This window comes from Olsenella sp. KH3B4 (assembly GCA_900111695.1).
In the GTDB taxonomy this organism is placed as follows: domain Bacteria; phylum Actinomycetota; class Coriobacteriia; order Coriobacteriales; family Atopobiaceae; genus Tractidigestivibacter.
On the sequence record FOHD01000013.1, the window covers coordinates 13,521 to 36,521 of the forward strand.

The following is a 23,001-nucleotide window of genomic DNA, read 5'->3' on the forward strand; positions in this document are numbered from 1 at the left end:
CATGCCCCGTGCAAAGAAAGAGGACATCTTCTACACCCTGCTCAAGGACTTCGCCGCGCGCATCGAGGACTCGGCCGTGGAGTACGTGAAGATCATCACGGACTTCCCCGACACGACGTCCGAGATTCCGCAGATGAAGGTCTACGAGAACAAGTGCGACGAGAAGGTCAAGCACATCATGGAGGAGCTGTACTCGTCCTTCGTGACGCCCATCGAGCGCTCGGACATCAACGACCTCGCGCTTGCCATGGATGACATCGTGGACTACATGAACGCCATTGCCTCGGGGCTGGACCTCTTTAACGTGAACGAGATGCGCAAGGAGGGTCCACAGATGGCAAACCTTACGCTGACGGCCGTCAAGGACATTCACGTGATGATTGACCACCTGCCCGACTACAAGAAGGACACGCTGGTCATGGAGAAGGCCATCGCTGTTGGCCACATCGAGGACGAGGGTGACCTGGTCTACCAGAACGCGCTGCGTCGACTGTTCTTGGAGGAGCCCAACGGCCGCTATACCGTTACGTGGACGCGCCTCTTCGACCAGATGGAAAACCTGCTGGATGCGTGCGATAACACGGCGGGCGTTGTGCGCTCTGTGGTGCTCAAGGGCGCGTAGGGGGGCGTCTTCGCGCCGCGGCGGCGTGGCCTTGCGGCTGGATCGGCCGAACAATATCTGTCTGAACCGCCCGCGCTGAGGGTTGAGCGCGGGCGGTTGTCGGTTTTTGCTGACGATTGGCGACGTGTTTACATGGCGGAGGGGTGACAAGCTAGACGGTCTCCGGGGTCTGCTGCACAAAAAGGCTCTATCGGACGGAGTTTTCTGCCTTGCTGCATAAAAATGGGTTATCGGACAGTGGCTTCGGCGCGATAGTGCCAAATGGAAAACTTAAGACCCGCTTTATCGGATACTATTAGTTAACTATGCAATAATGTGGAAACTGTAGTTCAGTATTTGATATATATGCTGATAAGGACTGTCCGATAGAGCATTTTTGTGCAGAGGTTTCGTTTTCGCCGTCCGATAGAGCCTTTTTGTGCAACGAGGAGCCCTGGCTGCTTCGCAGAAGCATCCATCAGCCGTGCATTTCTCAACAATTGTTTATGAATTCCCCGCTTTGGCGTCTGCGTGACCCCCTCTTTGTGCGCTTTCTAGAACTGTCTTGTCAGATGGCAAGACAGAGTGCATACTGTCGCACCAGTGACCGCGCCAACCAAGGGGGAGCATCGTGGAGGAAGACCATACAGGGCGCAGCGAAGCGCTCGCCGAGAAGGTCGAGCGTCTTAAACGCGAGAAAGGCGCCGTGGTTCTTGCGCACTACTACGTTCCCGCGGAAACGCAGCGCCTTGCGGACTACGTTGGCGACTCGTTCTACCTGGCCCGACTTGCCAAGACTCTCGATGCGCCGGTCTTTGTGCTGTGCGGCGTCTCGTTCATGGCCGAGAGCGTGAAGCTCCTTAACCCCGCGCGCCGCGTTCTTATGCCGGAGCCTGCCGCAGACTGCCCCATGGCCCATATGGTGCGCCAGGAGGACGTCGATCGCGTGCGCGCTGAGGTTCCCGACCTTGCCGTCGTGGCCTACGTAAACACAACAGCCCAGGTCAAGCGCTGGGCAGACGTCTGCGTTACCTCGTCGAACGCCATCAAGGTGGTGCGCGAGCTTCCTGGGAAGAACATCCTCTTCATCCCCGACATGAACCTCGGCCGCTACGTGGCGGAGCAGGTGCCCGAGAAGCACGTGATTTTGAACCGCGGCTACTGCCCCACGCACAACAAGATCGGCGTCGCCGAGGTCGAGGCGCTGGAACTGGCGCATCCGGACGCCTTGATTCTTGCACACCCCGAGTGCACGCGCGAGGTGCTTGACGAGGCTGACTTCATCGGTTCCACCAAGCAAATCATCGAGCGCATCGCTACGGGAGAGGAGCGCGAGTTCATCGTGCTTACGGTGGTTGGCGTGGCGGATCAGATTGCGCTTCGTACCAAGGGTCAGGGAAAGCGCATCTGCTTCCCCGAGCCAGCGCCCGTGTGTCCAAACATGGCCATGGTCACGCCCGAGAAGCTCGTGGCATGCCTGGAGAACATGACCGGGGAGGTCGCGCTGCCGGCAGATCCGCAGCGAGCAGTCGAGCCGCTCGAGCGCATGCTCGAGCTGGCAGGGAGGTGAGAGACATGGCACCAACTGCCGTGATTGAGAGGCCGGCGCAAAGCGCTCAGACACCTGCGCAGGCGGGCAAGAACGCTGCGACCACGCATCCGAAGGCGCTTGTGAGCGACGTCGTCATTGTGGGCTGTGGCGTGGCCGGGCTCTACTCGGCGCTCAACCTGCCTCGTGGTCTGCGCGTGACCATGATCTGCAAGGAAGACCTGGAGAGCTGCGATTCCATGCTCGCGCAGGGCGGCATCTGCGTGATGCGCGACCAGGACGACTACGACTCCTGGTTCGACGACACCATGCGCGCCGGCCACGGAGAGTGCCGTGCCCAGAGCGTGGACACCATGATCTGGTCGAGCCGCGACGTGATCCGCGACCTGGTGCGCCTGGGCGTGAACTTTGACCGCGCGCCGGACGGCTCCTACGACTACACCCGCGAGGGCGCCCACTCGCGTCCGCGCATCCTCCACCACGCCGACGTTACCGGCAAGGAGATCACAACCAAGCTCCTCGCGCAGGTGCGCCGCCTTGACAACGTAGAGATCCACGAGCACGTGTGCATGGATGACCTTCTCGTCGAGAACGGCTCCTGCGTGGGCATCGCGGCGCACGACGCGCGCGGCCGTCACCTGGAGCTGCGCGCACGCGACGTCATTCTCGCTACAGGCGGCGTCGGCGGCCTCTACGAGCGCTCGACAAACTTCCCTTGCCTCACCGGTGACGGGTGTCGCGTGGCGGCAGCGCACGGCGTGACGCTCGACCACATGGACTACGTGCAGATTCACCCCACGTCGCTCTATACCGAGAAGCCCGGCCGCGCCTTCCTCATCTCCGAGAGCTGCCGCGGCGAGGGTGCCATTTTGCTCAACGCTGCAGGCGAGCGCTTCTGCGACGAGCTCCAGCCTCGCGACGTGGTGTCGAAGGCCATCTACGACCAGATAGAGCGCGAGGGTTCGCGCTACGTGCGCCTTTCGTTTGAAAACGTTCCCGAGGACGTGATTTGCGGGCACTTTGCTCACATTTGGCAGCACTGCCTCGAGGAGGGCTACGACATCCGCCACGAGCCCATTCCCGTGGTGCCGGCGCAACACTACCTCATGGGCGGCATCCACGTGGGCGCAAACTCCGAGACCACCCTGCCGCACCTCTACGCGGCGGGCGAGACAAGCTGCAACGGCGTGCACGGCGCAAACCGCCTGGCGAGCAACTCGCTTCTCGAGAGCCTCGTCTTCTCTCGGCTCGCCGCGCGCGACATCGTACGAGAAAGGCATGCCTCATGAACTCGGTGACACTAAAACTGCAGGCAGAGCCGCTGATTCTCTCGGCATTGCGCGAGGACATCACCAGCGAGGACGTCACCACGGCGTCGGTGATTGGCGAGAAGGCCACCGGCGAGGTGCGCCTCATTGCCAAGGAGGATGGCGTCATCTGTGGGCTGGATGTGTTCGCGCGCACTTTCGAGCTGCTGGACCCCACGGCTACCTGCGAGTTCTCGGTCGAGGAGGGCGCAGACGTCACGGCCGGCCAAGACCTTGGCTGCGTGCGGGCCCACGTGCGCGCGCTCCTCTCGGGCGAGCGCGTGGCTCTCAACTATCTGCAGCGCATGAGTGGCATTGCCACGGCGGCGCGCCGCATGTCCGCGCTCTTTGCGGGCACGCGCACGCGCCTGGTGGACACGCGGAAGACCTGCCCAAACATGCGCGTCTTCGAGAAGGAGGCCGTGCGCGTGGGTGGTGCCGGCAACCACCGCTACAACCTCTCCGACGGCGTCCTGCTCAAGGACAACCACATCGACGCGGCTGGCGGAGTTGCCAAGGCCGTGGCCGCGGCACGCGCGTATGCGCCCTTCGTGCGCAAGATCGAGGTGGAGGTCGAGACGATCGCGCAGGTCCGTGAGGCGGTGGAGGCCGGCGCCGACATCATCATGCTGGACAACATGGACCTGGACACCATGCGCGAGGCCATCCGCGTGATTGACGGCGCCGCCGAGGTGGAGGTCTCGGGCAACGTCACGATGGAGCGCGCGGCCCATCTTGCGGGCCTGGGGGTGGACTACGTCTCGTCCGGCGCCATCACCCACTCCGCGCCCATCCTCGACCTCTCGCTCAAGCACCTCACCGTGACGTCAAATCCATGCTAGGCTGAGGAGCATGAGCGGAGAAGATCGCAGGGCAAAAATCGTGGCGCTCCTCGGTGATGCCGGGGAGCCCATTTCTGGTGGTCAGCTGGCGCGCGAGCTTGGCGTGAGCCGGCAGGTCATCGTGCAGGACGTGGCGCTTCTCAGGCGCAGCGGCGTCGAGCTGGAGTCCACGCACCGCGGCTACGTGCTGCGCAGGCACAGCTCGCCGCGGCGCATCTTCAAGGTGCACCACACCGAGGAGCAAATAGAAGACGAGCTCAATCTGATTGTCGACCTCGGTGGCACCGTCGAGGACGTGGTGGTGAACCACCGCACCTACGGGGTCATCTCCGTGCCGCTCAACGTCTCGAGCCGGCGCGACGTCGAGCGCTACCTGGCCGACATTGCGTCGAGCAGGTCGACGCCCCTCTCGCGCGTGACCTCCGGCTACCACTTTCACCATGTGAGCGCCCCCACCGAGGAGGCGCTGGACGAGATAGGCGCGGCGCTCGCGGCGCGCGGGTATCTCGTGGACCGCCTGCCGTACGAGACCGTGGAGTGACGCCGGGCTCGGGCGACGGTGCGTGCCTCGGCACGGTCCTCGGCCATGCCGCGTATTCTCGCCTTTTAGGATTTTTCCGAACGTTTAGGGCACCCTAAACGGCGAAATCATGCGGCATCGAAGGAGGTGCCGCGGAATCCGAACGGTTAAGTCGTCCTAAACGGCGGAATTCTGCGGCATTGGTGTGCGCACTCTACCTTGCCCACGTTCTTCTCGCCCTACCGTGTCGGTCCTCTGTTGGATTTGTTACAAGCTCTGCAATGATTGCGACTGTTAGGTTTCAGCGTCCTAATCTGGTTGAACGCACGCCAGCACCTGCGCGCGAGTCGGATGAGAGGGGAATTCCAATGGAGAAGAAGGACATCGACTGGGGTAGCCTCGGTTTTGCCTACATGCATACCGACTACAGCTACGTCTCGAACTACAAGGACGGTGCCTGGGACGAGGGCACGCTGACGCCTGATCACACCGTTACGCTCTCCGAGTGCGCCGGCCTGCTCCACTATTGCCAGGAGGTCTTCGAGGGGCTCAAGGCATACACCACCAGGAAGGGCGACATCGTCTGCTTCCGCCCGGACCAGAACGCCGAGCGCATGTACAACTCCGCCAAGCGCATCTGCATGCCGCCGTTCCCCAAGGACCGCTTTGTGAAGGCCGTCGAGGAGGTCGTCAAGGCAAACGCCGCCTACGTCCCGCCCTTCGGCTCTGGCGCTACCCTCTACATCCGCCCGCTCATGTTCGCGACCGGCGACGTCATTGGCGTGAAGCCTGCTGACGAGTACCAGTTCCGCATCCTCGTGACGCCCGTTGGCCCGTACTACAAGGGCGGCGTCAAGCCCGTCAAGCTGCAGGTCTCCAAGTATGACCGCGCGGCACCCCACGGCACCGGCAACATCAAGGCCGGCCTTAACTACGCCATGAGCCTTTACCCCAGCGTCGAGGCCCACTCCAAGGGCTACGCCGACAACATGTTCCTCGACCCCAAGACCCGCACCTACGTCGAGGAGTCCGGCGGCGCCAACATCCTCTTCGTCAAGGAGGACGGCACCCTCGTCGTGCCGCAGTCCTTCACCGACTCCATCCTTCCCTCCGTCACGCGCCGCTCGCTGGTCGACGTGGCCGAGAAGATGCTGGGCATGAAGGTCGAGCAGCGCCCCGTCAAGTTCCAGGAGATCCTGGACGACGAGTTTGTCGAGGCCGGCATGTGCGGCACCGCTGCCGTCATCTCGTCCGTGGGTGAGGTCGACAACGACGACGTGCACTACGTCTTCAAGAGCGGTATGGAGAACGTCGGCCCCGTCATGAAGGAGCTGCGTGAGACGCTCACCGGCATCCAGTCTGGCGAGATCGAGGACAAGTTTGGCTGGGTCCACAAGATCTGCTAGTCACGAGCTACGGTAGGCAAGGGCCCTGTTCCCTACGAGATGCGCGCTTTGCGGAGCGTCTTGTGGGGAGCAGGGCCCTTGGCATAGCTAACGAGAACGATTTCGACAGATAGCAACGTTTCGCAGCGCGAAAACGGCGATTTAGTTCTCGTTGGCGCACGCGGGATTGAAATGCCGGGGAGAAAAATCCCGCCCGGCAGTATTGCGGGATTATTCTCCCCGGCAGATGAATCCCGCGGCAGAAAAAATCCCCCGGCGACGTGAGTTGCCGGGGGACACTGGGCTGCACTAACAGCCGGTGTTACTTCTTGGCCTTGCCCTGGTTGGCGACGGCGTTGATCTTGGCCTCGATGGTGGCAGGGTCGCCAATGTAGTGCTTGTCGAGGATGTTCCAGTCCTTGTTGAAGGTGTAGGAGCAAGGAACGCCCGTGGGGATGTTGACCTTGAGGATCTCCTCGGGGGTGAGGTGCTCGAGCTGCATCACAAGGGCGCGCAGCGAGTTGCCGTGGGCGGCGATAAGAACGCGCTTACCGCTCTCGAGCTGCGGCTTGATCTCCTGCTCGAAGTACGGCCACGCGCGGGCGATGGTGTCCTTCAGGCACTCGGTGTAGGGGAGGTCCTCCTGCGGTACGTCGCGGAACATGGCCTGGACGTGCGGGTCGCGCTCGTCGCCGGGCGTGAGCGCAGGTGGCTGGACGTCGAAGGAACGACGCCAGATGAGAACCTGCTCCTCGCCGTGCTCCTCGGCGGCCTTGGCCTTGTTGAGGCCCTGGAGTGCGCCGTAGTGACGCTCGTTGAGGCGCCAGGTCTTGTGAACGGGTAGCCACGCGCGGTCCATCTGGTCGAGCACGATGTTCAGCGTGTGGATGGCGCGCTTGAGCAGCGAGGTGTAGCAGACGTCGAAGTCGAAGCCCTGCTCCTTCAGTGCCTTGCCGCCGGCAGCCGCCTCCGCACGGCCGGTGTCGGTGAGGTCGACGTCGGTCCAACCGGTGAAGAGGTTGAGCTTGTTCCACTCGGACTCGCCGTGACGAATGATCACGAGGTGCATGTTCTGGTCGTCAGCCATGGGCTTCCCTTCTCTTGGGCTTTTTCGTGCGCTTTCGCACACCTATGGATAGTATGACGCAAAAGGGTATAGTTGACACAGGTTAACTTGTAGCTTGCATGAGGGAGGCAACCATGAATCCCCTTGATATTGTCATCATCCTTGGCGTTGCCGTTGTGACGGTCCTTTGCGTGCGCTCGATCGCGAGCGGAAAGGCGAGCGAATGCAGCACCTGTGGTGATACCGGCTGCACGGCGCGCTACAACGGTGGCCGCTGCCGCGCTGCCGACGACATGCTTCGCCGAGCAAGCGAAGCCTTGGATGAGCCTGCGTCGGCACACCACAACGCTGGATAGTTCGCTCATTTACGGAGCCTCCGGTTGCTCCAAAGTGTCTCCCACGTCATAATTCCCACCGATGGGCAGGCAGAAACAGGCGTGAAATACGGTTGTGGGAACGTGAGATGCGATTGAGACTGCACCCGCGCCCGCACCTTCGGGAGGAGATTCATGAGCACCGAGAAGGACATTGATTTCGTTCTGCGCACCGTTGAGGAGCGCGACATTCGTTTTGTTCGCCTGTGGTTCACAGACGTCCTGGGCACGCTGAAGTCGTTCGCGATTTCGCCCGAGGAACTCGAGGAGGCCTTCGAGGAGGGCATTGGCTTCGACGGCTCATCAATCGATGGCTTTGCTCGCCTCGAGGAGTCCGACATGCTCGCCTTCCCCGACGCCGAGACCTTCCAACTCCTGCCCTGGCGCCCCGCCGAGAGCGGTGTGGCTCGCGTGTTCTGCAACATCTGCACTCCTTCTCGCGAGCCCTTCGCCGGCGACCCGCGCGGTTGCCTCGATCGCGTCTTCGAGCGCGCAGACCGTGAGGGTTACGTCTTTAACGTTGGCCCCAAGATCGAGTACTTCTACTTTGACAACGACGTCGAGCCCGTGCCGCTGGACAAGGCCGGCTACTTCGACCTCACGCCTACCGACGTCGCCAACGACCTGCGTCGCCAGACCACGCTTACGCTCGAGAAGATGTCCGTGCCCGTGCAGTATTCCTTCCACGGCAGTGGACCGTCCCAGAACGTCATCGAGCTGCGTTTCACCGAGGCCGTGAGCTGCGCCGATAACATCATGTCTTCTCGCCTCGTCATCAAGCAGGAGGCAGCGGCCGAGGGGCTCTTCGCGTCGTTCATGCCCAAGCCACTCTCCGATGCGCCGGGTTCTGCCATGTTCCTCTACATGTCGCTCTTCGACCACGATGGCGAGAACCTCTTCTGGGCGCCCAAGACCGAGCACCCCGCGCACCTCTCAGAGCTGGCGCAGCACTTCGTGGCGGGCCTTCTCCGCTATGCGCCCGAGTTTACGCTGGTCACCAACCCCACGGTGAACTCGTACAAGCGCTTCATCACCTCCGGCGAGGTGCCCAACTACGCCACGTGGGGCCGCAAGAACCGCTCTGCGCTGGTGCGCGTTCCCACGCACAAGCCGGGCAAGCACGTGGCGACCCGTGTCGAGCTTCGCAGCCCCGACAACACGGCGAACCCCTACCTTGCTCTGGCTGTCACGCTGGCTGCTGGTCTCAAGGGCATCGAGGACGAGCTGCCGCTTCCCGACGAGGCAACCGTCGACACCTTCTCGCAGAGCGAGCGCGAGCTCGCCGCCAAGGGCATCGAGCGCCTGCCGCGCACGCTTGGCGAGGCCGTCGAGCGCTTCGAGGAGTCTGAGCTTATGCGAGAGACGCTGGGCGAGCATATCTTCGACTACCTTGTCGAGAGCAAGCACCGCGAGTGGGATGAGTTCTGCACCACCGTTACCGACTGGGAGCGCGTGCACTACTACGGCGGCGTGTAACGGTACGGTCTTCTCGCCGAGAATGGCTTTGCTTTGGGTGCCCGCTGGGATTCCGGCGGGCACCTTTCTTGTGAGACAAAGGGACAGTCCCTTTGTCTCACGTTCTCCTGCCACCTGTTCCCTGCAGCTGATTATTGCGCGATATTTCCTCATAACCCATAGCTCAACTGGCCTTACGTAGAAAATGCGAGAAATAACGCACAATAAATTCGGAGGAGACTGAGCGGAGCGGCGCTGGCGATGCGGCACCGGCGGCACGATTTCGGGGGCGTATGCCGGGGAGCAGGCGGCGTCAGCTGGTGGGCGAGAGAGGTGTCGAGCCTCGAACTGCCTTGGCATTTCCGGTTGGCAGCAGTTTTGATTAAAACCCTTATATGCTATGCCAACAATATCAAAACGCTGACCTGCGTTTTATCAGTAATTGAATCGCCTAATACTCGAGGATGCCCTGGAAAACCGTATCCCAACCGTCAGTGTCTGTCAGCCCGACCATGCGGGCCCGTGAAGCCTCGATGTTCCTCCCAGCTCCAGAGGCTCGTCTAGAGACAGCATCTTATACGCATTATTGCATAGGAATTCAGCAGCAATTACAGATAATGCTCAAAGTATTCAATAAACTGGCATAAGAATTGAGATATATCCATAAATTGCAGCAAAATGGCAGCTCACTCTTTGTCAATCTTGTTAAGAAACTGACAAGACCAGCCGTTCGCCAAACCGTTGAGCGAAACTACTTGACCTACGGAGGGGTGGTATCAAGGCCGTAATGTTCCCCTCACGTCAGAGAGAAGAGCATCTCATGAAGCAGCTCGCGTCACTCACGCGTCGCGATTTTCTCGCGTGCGCAATGGCAGCCATGGGCACGGCGGCACTTGCCGGTTGTGGCTCCGCCTCGTCCTCAACGGGCACCTCTAGCAGCTCAAATGCTGCCTCAGCCTCGCAGGACACCTACACCCTGGTCAAGGACGGACAGCTCACCATCGCGTCCGACCTCGCCAACCCGCCGCTCGACTACACCGACACCTCGACCAACCAGCCTGCGGGCTTCGAGGTCGAGCTCATGCAGGCGATCGGCGAGAAGCTCGGCCTCACGAGCGTGTACCTCTCGCCCGTGAAGTTCGATACCATCATCCCCACCATCAAGCAGGGCGGCACCGCCGACGTGGGCGTCTCCAACTTCACCATCACCGACGAGCGTAAGCAGGAGATCGACTTCACCGATCCCTACCTCGACTCCAACCAGGGCCTTGTGACCGCGAAGACCGCTACCAAGACCACGCAGGACGACCTCAACTCCGCAGACGTCAAGGTCGCCGTCCAGGCCGGCACCACCGGCGAGTCCTGGGTGCAGGAGAACCTCCCCAACGCCACGTGCGTCTCGCTCGATGACCCTGTCGTGGCGCTCACGGGCGTCCAGTCCGGCCTCTACGACGCGGCCGTGGCCGACCTTCCCGTGGTCAAGTACCTCGTGAACAACTCCTTCACCGACTGCCAGGTCTCCATCGAGATTCCCACGGGCGAGCAGTACGGCATCGTTGTCTCCAAGTCCAACCCCGCGCTCACGAGCGCCATCAACGATGCCCTTGCCCAGCTCGATGAGGACGGCACGCTCAAGGACCTCAAGACCAAGTGGTTTGGAGCAGACCTGTAACGGTCCGGGTCCATCGCCCGTAACGTCGGGCGGCAACAATGGGGGAAACACCGACCGCCCAAGGCGGGAAGACAAGCAATAGGAAGGGAACACCATGAAGAACTCCATGAGCAGGCGTCAGTTCATTCTCGCCGCGGGCGCACTTGCGGGCAGCGCGGTCCTCGCGGGCTGCGGTGGCAGCTCCACCAGCAGCTCCTCCGCGAGCACGGACTCCTCGAGCGCCTCGACCTCCTCGAGCGACGACTCCTACACGCTCGTGAAGGACGGCACCCTGACCGTCGTCGCCGAGCTGGGCTTTGCCCCGTTCGAGTACATGGACGACAAGACCGGCGATCCCGAGGGCTTCGACGTCGACGTCATCAAGGCCGTCGCCGACAAGATGGGCCTCCAGTGCGAGTACCTGCCCAACCAGAAGTTCGACACCCTCGTGCCCCTCATCAAGCAGGGCGGCAAGGCCGACGTCTCCATCGCTGCCATCACGATCACCGACGAGCGCGAGGACTCCGTCGACTTCTCCGAGCCCTACCTCGACTCCAACCAGGCCATCGTTGCCCTGAAGGGCTCCGCCGAGACCGAGGAGACCCTGAACGACGCCTCCAAGCAGGTTGTCTGCCAGGGCGGCACCACCGGTGACGACTGGATCACCGAGAACCTCCCCAACGCCACCCGCGTCCCCGTCGACGACGTCACGGCCGCCCTCACCGGCGTCCAGACCGGCCTCTACAACGCCATGGTCGTCGACCTCCCCGTCGCCAAGTACATGCTCTCCAACTCCTTCTCCGACCTGGACATCATCGAGGAAATCCCCACGGGCGAGCAGTACGGCATCGCGGTCTCGAAGGACAACCCCAACCTCACCAAGGCCATCAACAAGGCGCTCGAGGACATGAAGAGCGACGGCACGATGGACTCCATCGAGACCAAGTGGTTCGGCTCGACCATCTAGCAGGCACAACTGAGGAAGCGATTCGACGGCGGGGCCACGTGGCCCCGCTTTCCAGTCAGGAGCAAGATCACCTTGGCACACATGCATGAGAACGCGATGACGAGAGGGGAGTGCCGCCGCACCCGGCGCGTGCCCGCGTTTGCCCTCGCCCTTGCGGCCGCACTCGTCCTTGTCGCCACGCTCGCCGCCCTGCCCGCAAGCGCGCTTGCCATGAGCACCAACAAGGCGACTGCGCGCCCCAACGAGGACGGCGGTACCGGCGTCATCGGCGCCATTGACACGCGCCTCACCTGGGAGGGAACCGTCGGCGACGACGAGCAGGTCTCCACGGTCACGCTGAGCCTCCCGGACGGCGCGACCTTCGACCACGCCAGCACGCGCGTTACCGTGCTCGACGGTCTCAACCGCACGAGCATCGAGGGCACCGCGACCTCCGCGGGCAACTCGATGAGCGTGCAGTTCTCCGAGGACATCCCTGCCGGCTCGCTCGTGCGCCTCGAGGTCACGGGCATGCAGTTCCCTGCAGAGGGCGGCGATTACGTGGTCTCGGGCAGCTACACCACCGCAGACGGCCAGTCGCACGCGCTCGACGACTCCGCTGCCATCACGGTGATCGCAAACACGCCGCTTCAGGCGGCCGTGAACTGGCTTGACGCCCAGCCCTGGGTCGCGGCTTGGAACTCCAACCCGTTCCTGGGCATGTTCTTCAAGCCCCAGCTGCTGTTGACGTCGTTCGCGTCGCTCTTCCCCGGCTGGCTCGTGTGCCTGTGCATCGTCCTTATCTGCTATCCCTTTGCCATCTTGCTTGGCCTGGCCTTCGCCATGCTCAAGACCAGCCGTCACAAGGTGCTGCGTGCCATCGCCATCTGCTACATCAACCTGCTGCGCGGCACGCCGCTCTTCCTGCAGATTTACATCATGTTCTTCGGCCTGCCCATGGTTGGCATCAACATTGACAACAACGTCCTGGGCGTCATTGTGATGGCCGTGAACTCGTCAGCCTACCTGGCCGAGATCTTCCGTGCGGGCATCCAGTCCATCCCGCAGGGCCAGTATGAGGCCGCAGCCTCTCTGGGCATGAACGGCTTCCAGACCATGACCTCTATCATCCTGCCGCAGACCATCCGCCGCGTGATTCCTACGGTGACCAGCGACTTCATCACCTCGTACAAGGACACGTCGCTGCTTTCCTCGGTGGGCGTCATGGAGCTCATGATGTTCTCGAAGAACCTCACTACCACCTCGGGCAACATCACACCGTACATGGCGGCTGCCATCTACTACCTCATCGTGACGCTACCGCTCATCAAGGTTGTTGGCATCGTCGAGAACAACATCGCCCGTTCCGAGCGTGGCGGCGGCCCCAGGCCCAAGCGTCGCGCCGCTGCTGGGGCGTCGAAGGAGCCCAAGGAGGCCGAGGAGGAGCTGGCCGCCTCAGCCGTGGTCTCCCACACCGAGGCCAGCAAGCCCGCCGGCGACGTATTCGCGGCCCTCTCGGCGCCGTTTATCTCGCATCCCACCGTCGACCTTGGAGGTGTCGCAGATGGCGAGTAAGCACCATCATTCGCACGAGGACGCGCCCGTCGTGCCCGACGCCCTCTCTGCCGAGGAGGCGGCCCGTCTCGCCTTCGCCTCGGATCAGACCCTTACGAAGCACCACTTCACCGAGGGCGAGCACCCCATCGTGCGCATCGAGCACCTCAACAAGTCCTTCGATGACACCAAGGTCCTGCGCGACGTCAACCTTGATGTGTGGCCGGGTGAGGTCGTGGTGGTCCTGGGGCCGTCCGGCTCAGGCAAGTCGACCATGCTGCGCTGCATCAACCTGCTCGAGACCCCCACGGCCGGTCACATCCTCATCGAGGACCAAGAGATCACAGGCCAGAGCAAGACCGACGTCAACAAGCTGCGCCGTGAGGTTGGCATGGTGTTCCAGTCGTTCAACCTCTTCCCGCACCTCACCGCCAAGCAGAACGTGATGATTGGCCAGACCAAGGTCCTCAAGCGCTCCAAGGAAGACGCCGAGGCCGAGGCCATAAAGCAGCTCACGGCCGTTGGCCTTGCAGATCGCGCCGACTTCAAACCGCCCCAGCTCTCCGGCGGCCAGCAGCAGCGCGTGGCCATCGCCCGCGCTGTGGCCATGCACCCCAACGTGCTGCTCTTCGATGAGCCCACGAGCGCTCTTGACCCGGAGCTGGTGCGCGGCGTCCTCGACGTCATTCGCGACCTTGCCGAGAACTCCGGCATGACCATGATCGTGGTCACGCACGAGATGGACTTCGCTCGTGAGGTCGCCGACCGCGTTGTCTTCATGGAGGACGGCGTGGTTGTGGAGCAGGGCGTTCCCGAGAAGGTCTTCGATCATCCCGAGAACGCGCGCACGGCAGAGTTCCTGGGGTCCATCGGCTAGCGTCGAGGAGGCTGGGTGCGGCGCCTGCGCATGCGCTGGCGTGTAGCACAGGTTCGCCCTGTTGCAAGATATGTGCACAGTTTGTGATGTGGGGGTGCCTCGTGGGCAGTTGCCGAGCGAGGCACCCCTTACTAGCTGCACTTCATTTGGTTTTTGTTGTGGTTTGCCAGCCGCGTGTGCTGCTGTGCTACTCTGTTCCCTGGACTATGAACATGCTGTAACAGCTTTGACCTACCGGCAGGGGGCTACGAGTGCATCACAAGAACATCCTGCTCATATCGGGTACCACGCGCCTGCACGACCGCATGCGCGACCTCTCCCATGCCATCGACGTCTCCATTGCCCTAGCGAATGAGGAGACCTTCTCTCAGGCTGTCTCCTCTGGTCACGAGTTTGACCTCGTCATTCTCGACGCAGATGGAATGTCGCAGGATACGCTAAACGCTGTGGATTCTTTTGTCGCCGAGAACGGCTTCATTCCTATGCTGCTTGTGCAGGACCCGGACAAGCTTTCCTCGATGCGCATGCCCACGCAGGGCAAGAACGACTTCATTCTCTCCACTGCCGGCGTCGACGAGCTGGAGGTTCGCTGCTCGCTGCTGCTGTGGCCGGGCGAGGAGAGCGCGCCTGCGGACATTGTGACCGTGGACAACATGACCATCAACCTGGCAACCTATCAGGTCTACATTGACGAGAAGCCCGTCGACCTTACCCTCATGGAGTATTCGCTCCTGTCGTTTCTGGCCACGCACCCGTCGCGTGCGTACTCGCGCGAGACGTTGCTGCACCGCGTGTGGGGCTTCGAGTACTGCGGCGGAACGCGCACCGTGGACGTGCACATCCGTCGCGTGCGCTCCAAGGTTGGCCCGCAGGTCGCGGCGCACATCGTGACCATCCGCGGCGTGGGGTACCTCTTCCGCGTGTAACGGGGAGTTTGAGTAACGTGACTTCTGGGGCTGCCGCAGGGCAGCCCTTTTTTGTTGCCGCTTCTCTGCGGAGAATATCGCTTTTTCTTAATCGGCTCGGACGTTTTCCCAGTTGCGGTGGCGCAGTTTTAAGAAATAGCGATAAACTCCGCGCGCAACGGCCGCGCCGGCAACGCCGCGGCTGCCCGGACGGCGCCGCGACAGCAACCGGGGAGCCTCTGCATTTTCAGGAACACAAAAGCCTTGTCTCACGAGCGTGACGATGCCATGACCAGTGTGGCTCCGCCTAAATATCGGGGTACATTCACTTGCGTAAGCGACCGGTCGCCAAGCGACCGATACACACGAAGGGTGGGACGTTTCCATGGCAGACTATTCCACGGGCAAGCCTGGAGAGGGCATGACAGGCGCCAGCTCGACCCCTCAGCAGAGTCAGGGTGCCCAGCCAACTCAGGCTCAGCCAACGCAGTCTCAGCCCACGCAGGGCTACGACTACGCGAACTACGGCGGCAAGGGCGCGGCGTACTCCCCGAGCGCCGGCTACGTTGACGCAAGCCAGCAGCAGCCTGGCCAGACGGCGCAGCAACCGCTGCCCGTGTCACAGCCTCCCGCGACGGGCGGCACGGGCAAGGACGATAAGCCCGGGCTCGAGAAGAAAGGCGGCCTGAGCAAGCCCATCGTTGCCGGCGCCATCTCGGGTGTCGTGGCTGCGCTTGTTCTCGTGCTGGTACTTGGCCTCACGGGCTTCTTTGGCAAGCCCTCGGCTTCGACGGGCGCCGGTTCGACCTCAGGCGGCTCCAGCTCGAGCAACGGCACCATCAACATCACGTCGAACGACACCGACGCCTCGACGGCAGAGGCTGTGGCCGCGAAGGCGATGCCCTCCGTGGTATCGGTGAACGTCACGACCGACAGCGGCCAGGGCCTGGGCTCGGGCGTCATTCTCGACACCGACGGCGACATCATCACGAACTACCACGTGATCGACGGTGCCACCGCCATCAGCGTGACCATTGACGGCAAGAGCTACGAGGCCAGTGTGGTTGGCTCCGACTCGTCCTCCGACCTCGCCGTTATCAAGGCGGACCTCAACGGCGACTCCGTGACCCCCATCGAGGTTGGCGATTCCTCCCAGCTCAACGTGGGTTCCTGGGTCATGACCATCGGCAGCCCGTTTGGCCTTGACCAGTCCGTCTCCGAGGGCATTGTCTCGGCGCTGTACCGCAACGAGCTTTTGCAGTCCAGCTCGGGCGACACCATCTACACCAACCTCATTCAGGTCGACGCGGCCATCAACCCCGGCAACTCCGGCGGAGCGCTCGTGAACGACCAGGGGCAGCTCGTGGGCATCTCAACGCTCTACTCGTCCTCGACCGAATCGTTTGCGGGCATCGGCTTTGCCATCCCCGGCAACTACGCCGTCGAGATCGCCAACAAGATCATCAGCGGCCAGGAGGTCACGCACGCCTACATCGGCCTCTCCATGCAGACCGTGAACGCACAGAACGCTCGCTCCAACGGCCTGTCCGTGAACCAGGGTGCCTACGTGGCCGAGGTTGTCGCCAACGGCCCCGCTGACCAGGCCGGCATTCAGCAGGGCGACATCATTGTTGCCATGGACGGCGAGGAGATCACCTCAGCCGACGGCATGGTCCTCGCGGTGCGTTCGCATGAGATTGGCGACACCGTTACCGTGACGGTCGTGCGCGGCACCGAGACCAAGGACCTCACCGTCACCCTTGGCTCCGACGAGGCCCTGCAGGCCCAGCGCGAGCAGGAGAACTCCTCCACGACCAATGGAACCACCGGCAACGGCACCGGTCTGAACGACAACGGCACCGGGCTGAACGGTAATGGCACCAACGGGACCACGCAGGACGAGCTCGAGCAGTGGATCGAGGAGCGCCTGCAGCAGCGCCAGAACTCCACCGGCTCCTACACCACCGGCAACTGCGCGAGCTACTCCACAAACGCCGAGGCCACGACCCTTTCGGCTGAGGGCTGGGCGGCCTAGCGCGGCATCCGGCATACGGCGATAACAGGCGCGGCGAGGGTCCACGGGCTCCCGCCGCGCTTTTCTGTCTCGCTTATTTGTGTCGCGCGTGCCGTGTACCCTTGAGTGAGGAATATCGCAAAAGGAGGTCCCATGGCCGAGATAAAGTGCCCCAACTGCGGGAAGGTCTTCCAGGTGGACGAGGCGGGCTACGCGCAGATTCTGCAGCAGGTGCGCGACGCCGAGTTCAAGCGCCAGCTGGACGAGCAGCGCGCCCTTATGGAGCAGCGCGAGGCTGCTGCTGTCGAGGCAGCACGCGCCAAGGCCGAGGAGGCCCTGCGCGCCGAGGTGGCAAAGCTATCCTCGCAGCTTGAACAGGCACAGGCATCGGCCAGGGTTCAGCAGGCAACCGCCGAGAAGAACGCACAGGAGCGGCTTGCGCAGGCCCAGAACGAGGCAGCGCAGAAGCTTGCCGCGGCTCGGCAGGAGTCCGCGAGCCAGCTTGCCGAGAGGGACGCAAGCATCGCGCGCCTCACCGAGCAGCTCCGCGCGCAGGAGGAGCGTGCCAAGGGTGCGCAGGAGCTTGCGGTGACGCGCGCCACCGCCGAGCGCGACCGTCGCGTGGTCGAGCTCGAGTCCCAGGTTCAGGAGGTCGCGGCCAAGAAGGACCAAGAGATTGCCGTGCTCAACCAGCGCCTGGTAGAGCAGGAGAAGTACAAGGACCAAGAGATCCGCGACCGCGACGACGAGATAGAGCGCATCAAGAACCAGCGCTCGCGCCTCTCGGTCAAGCTCATAGGTGAGACGCTCGAGCAGCACTGCGAGTCCGAGTTCAACAAGGTGCGCATGATGGCGTTCCCGCGCGCGGAGTTCCACAAGGACAACGACGTGGTCGACGGCAGCAAGGGCGACTATGTCTTTAGGGAGTGCGACGAGTCCGGCACCGAGATCGTCTCGATTATGTTTGATATGAAGAACGAGGACGACAACTCCGTCAACCGCAAGCGCAACGAGGACCACTTTGCCAAGCTCGACCGCGACCGCCGCAACAAGCACTGCGAGTATGCGGTGCTCGTCTCCACGCTCGAGCCGGAGAGCGAGCTCTACAACGCGGGCATTGTGGACGTCTCGTATCGGTACCCCAAGATGTACGTGGTGCGCCCGCAGTTCTTCCTGCCCATCATCAGCCTGCTGAGAAACGCCGGCCTGAACGCCGTCTCGGCGCGACGCGAGCTTGCCGAGGTGCGCCAACAGAACCTCGACGTCACCAACTTCGAGGAGAAGCTCGAAAAGTTCAAGCTGGGCTTTGGCCGCAACTACGAGCAGGCCTCCAAGCGCTTCTCGGAGGCAATCGACCAGATAGACCGCTCCATCGCGTCGCTGCAGAAGGTGAAGGAGAGCCTTACCAAGTCAGAGAATCAGCTGAGACTCGCAAACGACAAGGCGGAAGACCTCACCATCAGGCGCCTTACGCACGGCAACAAGACCATGAAGGCGGCGTTCGAGGAGGCTGCACAGGTGCGCGCGGAAAAGGTCACGGTAGGGGAAGGCGCCAATCCTGCGGGGCATGACGAGGGAGATCCCGCTAACGCCGTCGAGCCGGACGCGGTGGAGTAGCCCCGCGCGGCCTTCCGGCGCCCGGGCGGCACTGCTGCCCGCGCGACCGTCCAAGATCCGGGCGGCGCCGTCACCCGGACCCCACAGAAACGCGACATTCTTGTTTGACTGGTACCCCAAAGGGGTATATCCTCTCGCGTTGATAGATACCCGTGGGGTGTATTTCTCCCCACGCGTACGAGAAAGGAGGCCAGCATGGGTTCCGAGCCACAGGAGTGCTGCGGGGCGTGCGCCCACAAGAAGGAGACGCCGCGCTCCGAGGAGCTCAAGCACGACGTCACCTGCCGCATCAACCGTGCCATCGGCCAGCTCAACGGCATCAAGGCGATGGTCGAGGAGGACCGCTACTGCGGTGACGTCCTGACGCAGCTCGCTGCCGTCGAGTCTGCGGTGAAGGCGGTGAGTCGCGAGGTCATGCAGGACCACCTCGAGACCTGCGTGGTCGAGCGCATCCAGGCGGGCGACACCGAGGTCGTCGACGAGGTCATGCGCCTCTTCAAGAAGTTCATGTGAGTCTCGCCGCGGCGAGGCCGGCTATAAACTCCCTGCTCCCAGGGACGCACCAGCGAAGGGAACCAAGCACCATGAAGCAAACGTTCGACATAACGGGCATGACCTGCGCGGCCTGCTCGGCACGGGTTGGCAAGGCTGCGTCCGGCGTTCCCGGCGTGACCGAGGCAAACGTCAACCTGCTCAAGAACTCGATGGAGCTCGACTATGACGGCAGTCCCAAGACAGCCCAGGCGGTTGTCGCCGCCATCGAGGAGGCGGGCTATGGCGCGTCCGCGCGTCAGGAAACAAGCGGCTCAGCATCGCACACCACGTTCGTCGACCCCAGGGAGGGTGCCCAGCGGGCGATAGACGCCAAGAAGAAGCAGCTTATCTGGTCCATCGTCTTTGGCGTGCCCCTCTTCTACCTGGCCATGGGCCCCATGCTTGGCTGGCCGGAGGTCCCAGGTCTCGCCGGCATGGCGGGCATGATGGCCTCCGCGGTGACGCAGCTCCTTCTCGCCACCTGCTTGCTCTTTGTCAACCGCAGCTACTTTGTCATGGGTTTCAAGACGCTTTCGCACCTCTCGCCCAACATGGACTCGCTCATTGCCATTGGGTCGGCGGCGAGCTACGCCTACAGCCTGGTGGGCGTCTACCAGATGGCCCTGGCGCTTGGCGCCTTGGACCTCGAAGGTGCCCACTACACCATGATGCACTCGCTGTACTTTGACTCGGCTGGCACCATTCTCGTGCTCATCACGCTGGGCAAGTACTTCGAGGCCCGCGCCAAGGGCAAGACGACCTCGGCCATCAGCGCGCTCATGGACCTCGCGCCCAAGACGGCGCGCGTGCGTCGTGACGGCCAGGAGGTCGAAGTGCCCACCGACGAGGTGCGCGTGGGTGATGTCGTTGTGGTGCGTGCCGGCGAGTCCGTGCCGGTTGACGGGGTGATCCGTGAGGGCTCCGCATCGATCGACGAGTCGGCCATCACGGGTGAGCCGGTTCCTGCCGAGAAGGGCGTGGGTGACCGCGTGACCGGCGCCACCGTGAGCCAGCGCGGCTGGTTTGCCATGGAGGCCACGGCCGTGGGCGATGACACGGCGCTGGCGAGCATCATTCGCCTTGTGGATGAGGCAACCAGCTCCAAGGCGCCCATCGAGCGCCAGGCTGACAAGATCGCGGGCGTCTTTGTCCCCGTGGTCATGGCAATAGCTGCCGTGACCTTCCTGGGCTGGATTGCCGTCTTTGCCCCAGGCGACTTTGCGACGGCCTTCAACCACGCCGTCTCGGTGCTGGTTATCTCGTGCCCCTGCGCACTGGGCCTGGCCACGCCCACAGCCATCATGGTGGGCACGGAGCGCGGCGCCAAGGTGGGCATTCTCATCAAGAGCGCCGAGGCCCTGGAGGGCGCCTGCGACCTGGACACCGTGGTGCTCGACAAGACCGGTACCATCACCGAGGGCAAGCCGCGCGTGACCGACGTGCGCCTGGCCGCGGGAGTGGCCGAGAGGGAGCTTGCCCGCGTTGCCGCGGCGCTCGAGCGTAAGAGCGAGCATCCGCTGGCCCAGGCCGTTTGCGACTTCGTGGACGAGTCGCACGCCGGGGCGGACAAGGGCGTAGGTGCGGTGGACTTCCAGCAGGTTGCTGGCGGTGGCGTGCGTGCAACGATCGACGGGGTCCCCGCCATCGCGGGCAACGCCCGCCTCATGGCATCGGTCGGGGTGGACGTTTCGGCGCTTGCCGCTGAGGCAGACGAGCTTGCCGCACAGGCCAAGACGCCGCTCTTCTTTGCGCTTGGCGGCCGTGCGTTGGGGCTTCTCGGCGTGGCTGACGTGGTGAAGGAGACCTCCGCCTCTGCCGTGGCGCGCCTTCGCCGCATGGGCGTGCGCACCATCATGCTTACAGGTGACCAGGCCAAAACCGCCGAGGCCGTTGCCCGCCAGGTGGGCGTCGACGAGGTCGTGGCCGGCGTGCTTCCCAGCCAGAAGGAGCAAAAGGTCCGCGAGCTGCAGGGCCAGGGCCACAAGGTGGCCATGGTGGGCGACGGCATCAACGACGCCCCGGCGCTCGCGCGTGCAGACGTGGGCATTGCCATTGGCGCCGGCACCGATGTTGCCATTAGCTCGGCGGACGTGGTTCTCATGCACTCCGATCCGGCAGACGTCGCCACTGCCATCGAGCTGAGCCACGCAACCATGCGAGACATCCGCCAGAACCTGTTCTGGGCGCTGTTCTACAACGCGATCTGCATCCCCGTGGCCATGGGCGTGCTGTCGCCTCTGGGCGTGACGCTTAACCCCATGGTGGGCGCGGCGGCAATGGGCTTCTCGTCCGTATTCGTGGTCTCGAACGCGCTCAGGCTCTTTGTCTGGAAGCCCAGCCAGGCTAGCAAGGACGATGCGGCACCTGTTGATACAAAGGTCATTCCGGCCGTTGCGGAGCACGATGCCGCAGGTACGGTCGAAGTTAAGGATGCGGCTGCCAGTCTCGCGGCCGCCAAGGAGAGGAGCGTTGCCATGGAGAAGAAGCTTAACGTTGAGGGCATGATGTGCGAACACTGCGTTGCCCACGTGACCAAGGCTCTTGAGGGCGTTCCGGGCGTGAGCTCGGTCAAGGTCTCGCTTGCGGACAAGGATGCCGTTGTTGAGGCATCTCCCGAGGTCACGGACGAGGCGCTTGTCTCGGCCGTGAAGGAAGCCGGGTACGAGGCGACGGTCGCGTAGCGCGCAGTTGTGCCCTGTGCTTCTCGGCACGAAGAACAAGCCGTTTAAGGGTCTCGCGGGCATTTCGCCGCGAGGCCCTTATGCTTAGCGCGGCATGTCTCACGTGGCGAGCGCTGGGGAATGCGACGCCACCAGGCGAACGGGGGATAAGATGGCAAGGATCGGCGCGCTCGAGGCTGGCGGAACCAAGATGGTCCTCTCTGTGGGGACGCCCGAGGGAGAGGTACTTGAGCGCGAAGAGATTCCCACCCAAGGGCCGCATGATTGCGTGGACCGTATGGTTGCGTGGTTTGGCTCGCACAACATCGATGCGCTGGGCATTGGCGCCTTTGGGCCCACGGGTGTGAACCCGGCAGCTCCCAGCTACGGAAAGATCCTCGAGACGCCCAAGACGGCGTGGCGCAACTTCGACTTCCTGAGCGCATTCAATCCGTTGAACATTCCCATTGGCTACGACACCGACGTCAACGTTGCCTGCCTGGGTGAGGTCACGTACGGCTCGTGCAAGGGCCTCGACACCGTGGTCTACCTCACGATTGGCACGGGAATCGGCGCGGGCGTCATGGTGAGCGGGCAGCTCCTCCATGGCATGCTCCATCCCGAGGCCGGCCACATTCTGCTTGAGGTCCAGCCAGGCGACGAGGGCAACTGCGTGTGCCCTTACCACGACCGCTGCTTTGAGGGCCTGGCTGCCGGTCCCTCAATCGAGCACCGCTGGGGCAAGAAGGGCTTCGAGCTGGCCGATCGCCCCGAGGTCTGGGACCTCGAGAGCACCTATCTTGCCCAAGGCATCGCCACCTACGTGCTGTGCTACTCGCCGCAGCGCATCGTGCTTGGCGGCGGCGTGATGAAGCAGACCCAGCTCTTCCCGCTGGTGCGCAAAAAGGTGCTCGAGAACCTTAACGGCTACCTCGTGACGCCCGAGCTGGCGGACATCGACTCCTACATTGTCGAGGCAGGCTGCAAGGGCGACCAGGGCGTCCTTGGTTGCATCGAGCTGGGCCGCCGCGCGCTTGAGGCCGCCCGCGGGTAGGGTCCGCGCGCTGGAGGCGGCCCGCGGGCAGGGGTGCCTACTAACTTCTCAGCACGTTGTGGGGCCGCGTCCTTTGTGGCGCGGCCCCAA

Annotated in this window: 19 protein-coding genes; 18 read left to right on the forward strand and 1 reads right to left on the reverse strand. The window is 63.1% G+C overall.

Going from position 1 to position 23,001, the window contains the following annotated elements; translation table 11 throughout:
* Position 1 precedes the first annotated feature (1 nt).
* From BMX94_RS09975 to BMX94_RS10000, 6 genes are all read left to right on the forward strand, one after another.
* Positions 2 to 622, forward strand: a complete 621-nt coding sequence (locus BMX94_RS09975; protein ID WP_091006123.1) for a DUF47 domain-containing protein — start codon at positions 2 to 4, stop codon at positions 620 to 622.
* A 610-nt stretch (positions 623 to 1,232) separates the two neighbouring features.
* Complete coding sequence (gene nadA / locus BMX94_RS09980; protein WP_091006125.1) at positions 1,233 to 2,171, forward strand: quinolinate synthase NadA; 939 nt, start codon at positions 1,233 to 1,235, stop codon at positions 2,169 to 2,171.
* 5 nt (positions 2,172 to 2,176) lie between these two features.
* On the forward strand, positions 2,177 to 3,439 hold the full coding sequence (locus tag BMX94_RS09985) for an L-aspartate oxidase (RefSeq protein WP_091006128.1): 1,263 nt from the start codon (positions 2,177 to 2,179) through the stop codon (positions 3,437 to 3,439).
* The gene (nadC, locus tag BMX94_RS09990; protein ID WP_091006131.1) at positions 3,436 to 4,299 is read left to right on the forward strand and encodes a carboxylating nicotinate-nucleotide diphosphorylase; all 864 of its coding nucleotides are present in this window, start codon (positions 3,436 to 3,438) and stop codon (positions 4,297 to 4,299) included. Before BMX94_RS09985 ends, nadC begins: the two co-directional genes overlap by 4 nt.
* Positions 4,300 to 4,309: 10 nt before the next feature.
* Complete coding sequence (locus BMX94_RS09995) at positions 4,310 to 4,840, forward strand: transcription repressor NadR (RefSeq protein WP_091006134.1); 531 nt, start codon at positions 4,310 to 4,312, stop codon at positions 4,838 to 4,840.
* Positions 4,841 to 5,187: 347 nt separating this feature from the next.
* Positions 5,188 to 6,225, forward strand: coding sequence for a branched-chain amino acid aminotransferase (locus BMX94_RS10000; protein WP_091006136.1), 1,038 nt, complete (start codon positions 5,188 to 5,190; stop codon positions 6,223 to 6,225).
* A gap of 301 nt (positions 6,226 to 6,526) precedes the next feature.
* Here BMX94_RS10000 and gpmA read toward each other — a convergent pair whose 3' ends face one another.
* Complete coding sequence (gene gpmA / locus BMX94_RS10005; protein ID WP_091006139.1) at positions 6,527 to 7,291, reverse strand: 2,3-diphosphoglycerate-dependent phosphoglycerate mutase; 765 nt, start codon at positions 7,289 to 7,291, stop codon at positions 6,527 to 6,529.
* Between the two features lie 113 nt (positions 7,292 to 7,404).
* On the opposite strand from gpmA, the gene BMX94_RS10010 reads away from it, so the two are divergent.
* The 12 genes from BMX94_RS10010 to BMX94_RS10065 all read left to right on the forward strand — a co-directional run bounded on the left by BMX94_RS10010 (position 7,405) and on the right by BMX94_RS10065 (position 22,911).
* Positions 7,405 to 7,626 carry a hypothetical protein gene (locus tag BMX94_RS10010; RefSeq protein WP_091006141.1) on the forward strand — a complete coding sequence of 74 codons (222 nt, stop codon included), beginning with the start codon at positions 7,405 to 7,407 and terminating at the stop codon, positions 7,624 to 7,626.
* A 153-nt stretch (positions 7,627 to 7,779) separates the two neighbouring features.
* Positions 7,780 to 9,120 (forward strand): glutamine synthetase family protein, encoded by a 1,341-nt coding sequence (locus BMX94_RS10015; RefSeq protein WP_091006143.1) that lies wholly within the window; start codon positions 7,780 to 7,782, stop codon positions 9,118 to 9,120.
* 799 nt (positions 9,121 to 9,919) lie between these two features.
* Positions 9,920 to 10,771: an ABC transporter substrate-binding protein gene (locus BMX94_RS10020; RefSeq protein WP_286160089.1), complete on the forward strand. Its 852-nt coding sequence runs from the start codon at positions 9,920 to 9,922 to the stop codon at positions 10,769 to 10,771.
* 94 nt (positions 10,772 to 10,865) lie between these two features.
* Positions 10,866 to 11,717 (forward strand): ABC transporter substrate-binding protein, encoded by an 852-nt coding sequence (locus BMX94_RS10025; RefSeq protein ID WP_091006146.1) that lies wholly within the window; start codon positions 10,866 to 10,868, stop codon positions 11,715 to 11,717.
* Positions 11,718 to 11,798: 81 nt separating this feature from the next.
* A complete protein-coding gene (locus BMX94_RS10030) occupies positions 11,799 to 13,271 on the forward strand; it encodes an amino acid ABC transporter permease (RefSeq protein ID WP_091006149.1) in 1,473 nt (490 codons plus the stop codon).
* On the forward strand, positions 13,261 to 14,127 hold the full coding sequence (locus BMX94_RS10035; protein ID WP_091006152.1) for an amino acid ABC transporter ATP-binding protein: 867 nt from the start codon (positions 13,261 to 13,263) through the stop codon (positions 14,125 to 14,127). Before BMX94_RS10030 ends, BMX94_RS10035 begins: the two co-directional genes overlap by 11 nt.
* A gap of 251 nt (positions 14,128 to 14,378) precedes the next feature.
* The gene (locus BMX94_RS10040) at positions 14,379 to 15,053 is read left to right on the forward strand and encodes a response regulator transcription factor (protein WP_091006155.1); all 675 of its coding nucleotides are present in this window, start codon (positions 14,379 to 14,381) and stop codon (positions 15,051 to 15,053) included.
* Positions 15,054 to 15,417: 364 nt separating this feature from the next.
* Positions 15,418 to 17,067: a trypsin-like peptidase domain-containing protein gene (locus BMX94_RS10045; protein WP_286160090.1), complete on the forward strand. Its 1,650-nt coding sequence runs from the start codon at positions 15,418 to 15,420 to the stop codon at positions 17,065 to 17,067.
* A gap of 132 nt (positions 17,068 to 17,199) precedes the next feature.
* Entirely contained in the window at positions 17,200 to 18,663 is a 1,464-nt protein-coding gene (locus tag BMX94_RS10050; RefSeq protein ID WP_091006158.1) for a DUF2130 domain-containing protein, read from the forward strand.
* A 195-nt stretch (positions 18,664 to 18,858) separates the two neighbouring features.
* Positions 18,859 to 19,176 (forward strand): metal-sensing transcriptional repressor, encoded by a 318-nt coding sequence (locus tag BMX94_RS10055; protein ID WP_091006161.1) that lies wholly within the window; start codon positions 18,859 to 18,861, stop codon positions 19,174 to 19,176.
* 71 nt (positions 19,177 to 19,247) lie between these two features.
* On the forward strand, positions 19,248 to 21,878 hold the full coding sequence (locus BMX94_RS10060) for a heavy metal translocating P-type ATPase (RefSeq protein ID WP_091006163.1): 2,631 nt from the start codon (positions 19,248 to 19,250) through the stop codon (positions 21,876 to 21,878).
* Positions 21,879 to 22,029: 151 nt separating this feature from the next.
* Positions 22,030 to 22,911, forward strand: a complete 882-nt coding sequence (locus tag BMX94_RS10065) for an ROK family protein (protein ID WP_091006167.1) — start codon at positions 22,030 to 22,032, stop codon at positions 22,909 to 22,911.
* Positions 22,912 to 23,001: the final 90 nt, after the last annotated feature.

Coding starts and splice junctions, on each gene's coding strand:
- BMX94_RS09975 (WP_091006123.1), top strand. CDS start 2: ATGCCCCGTGCAAAGAAAGAGGACATCTTCTACACCCTGCTCAAGGAC.
- BMX94_RS09985 (WP_091006128.1), top strand. CDS start 2,177: ATGGCACCAACTGCCGTGATTGAGAGGCCGGCGCAAAGCGCTCAGACA.
- nadC (WP_091006131.1), top strand. CDS start 3,436: ATGAACTCGGTGACACTAAAACTGCAGGCAGAGCCGCTGATTCTCTCG.
- BMX94_RS09995 (WP_091006134.1), top strand. CDS start 4,310: ATGAGCGGAGAAGATCGCAGGGCAAAAATCGTGGCGCTCCTCGGTGAT.
- BMX94_RS10000 (WP_091006136.1), top strand. CDS start 5,188: ATGGAGAAGAAGGACATCGACTGGGGTAGCCTCGGTTTTGCCTACATG.
- gpmA (WP_091006139.1), bottom strand. CDS start 7,291: ATGGCTGACGACCAGAACATGCACCTCGTGATCATTCGTCACGGCGAG.
- BMX94_RS10010 (WP_091006141.1), top strand. CDS start 7,405: ATGAATCCCCTTGATATTGTCATCATCCTTGGCGTTGCCGTTGTGACG.
- BMX94_RS10015 (WP_091006143.1), top strand. CDS start 7,780: ATGAGCACCGAGAAGGACATTGATTTCGTTCTGCGCACCGTTGAGGAG.
- BMX94_RS10020 (WP_286160089.1), top strand. CDS start 9,920: ATGAAGCAGCTCGCGTCACTCACGCGTCGCGATTTTCTCGCGTGCGCA.
- BMX94_RS10025 (WP_091006146.1), top strand. CDS start 10,866: ATGAAGAACTCCATGAGCAGGCGTCAGTTCATTCTCGCCGCGGGCGCA.
- BMX94_RS10030 (WP_091006149.1), top strand. CDS start 11,799: ATGCATGAGAACGCGATGACGAGAGGGGAGTGCCGCCGCACCCGGCGC.
- BMX94_RS10035 (WP_091006152.1), top strand. CDS start 13,261: ATGGCGAGTAAGCACCATCATTCGCACGAGGACGCGCCCGTCGTGCCC.
- BMX94_RS10045 (WP_286160090.1), top strand. CDS start 15,418: ATGGCAGACTATTCCACGGGCAAGCCTGGAGAGGGCATGACAGGCGCC.
- BMX94_RS10050 (WP_091006158.1), top strand. CDS start 17,200: ATGGCCGAGATAAAGTGCCCCAACTGCGGGAAGGTCTTCCAGGTGGAC.
- BMX94_RS10055 (WP_091006161.1), top strand. CDS start 18,859: ATGGGTTCCGAGCCACAGGAGTGCTGCGGGGCGTGCGCCCACAAGAAG.
- BMX94_RS10060 (WP_091006163.1), top strand. CDS start 19,248: ATGAAGCAAACGTTCGACATAACGGGCATGACCTGCGCGGCCTGCTCG.
- BMX94_RS10065 (WP_091006167.1), top strand. CDS start 22,030: ATGGCAAGGATCGGCGCGCTCGAGGCTGGCGGAACCAAGATGGTCCTC.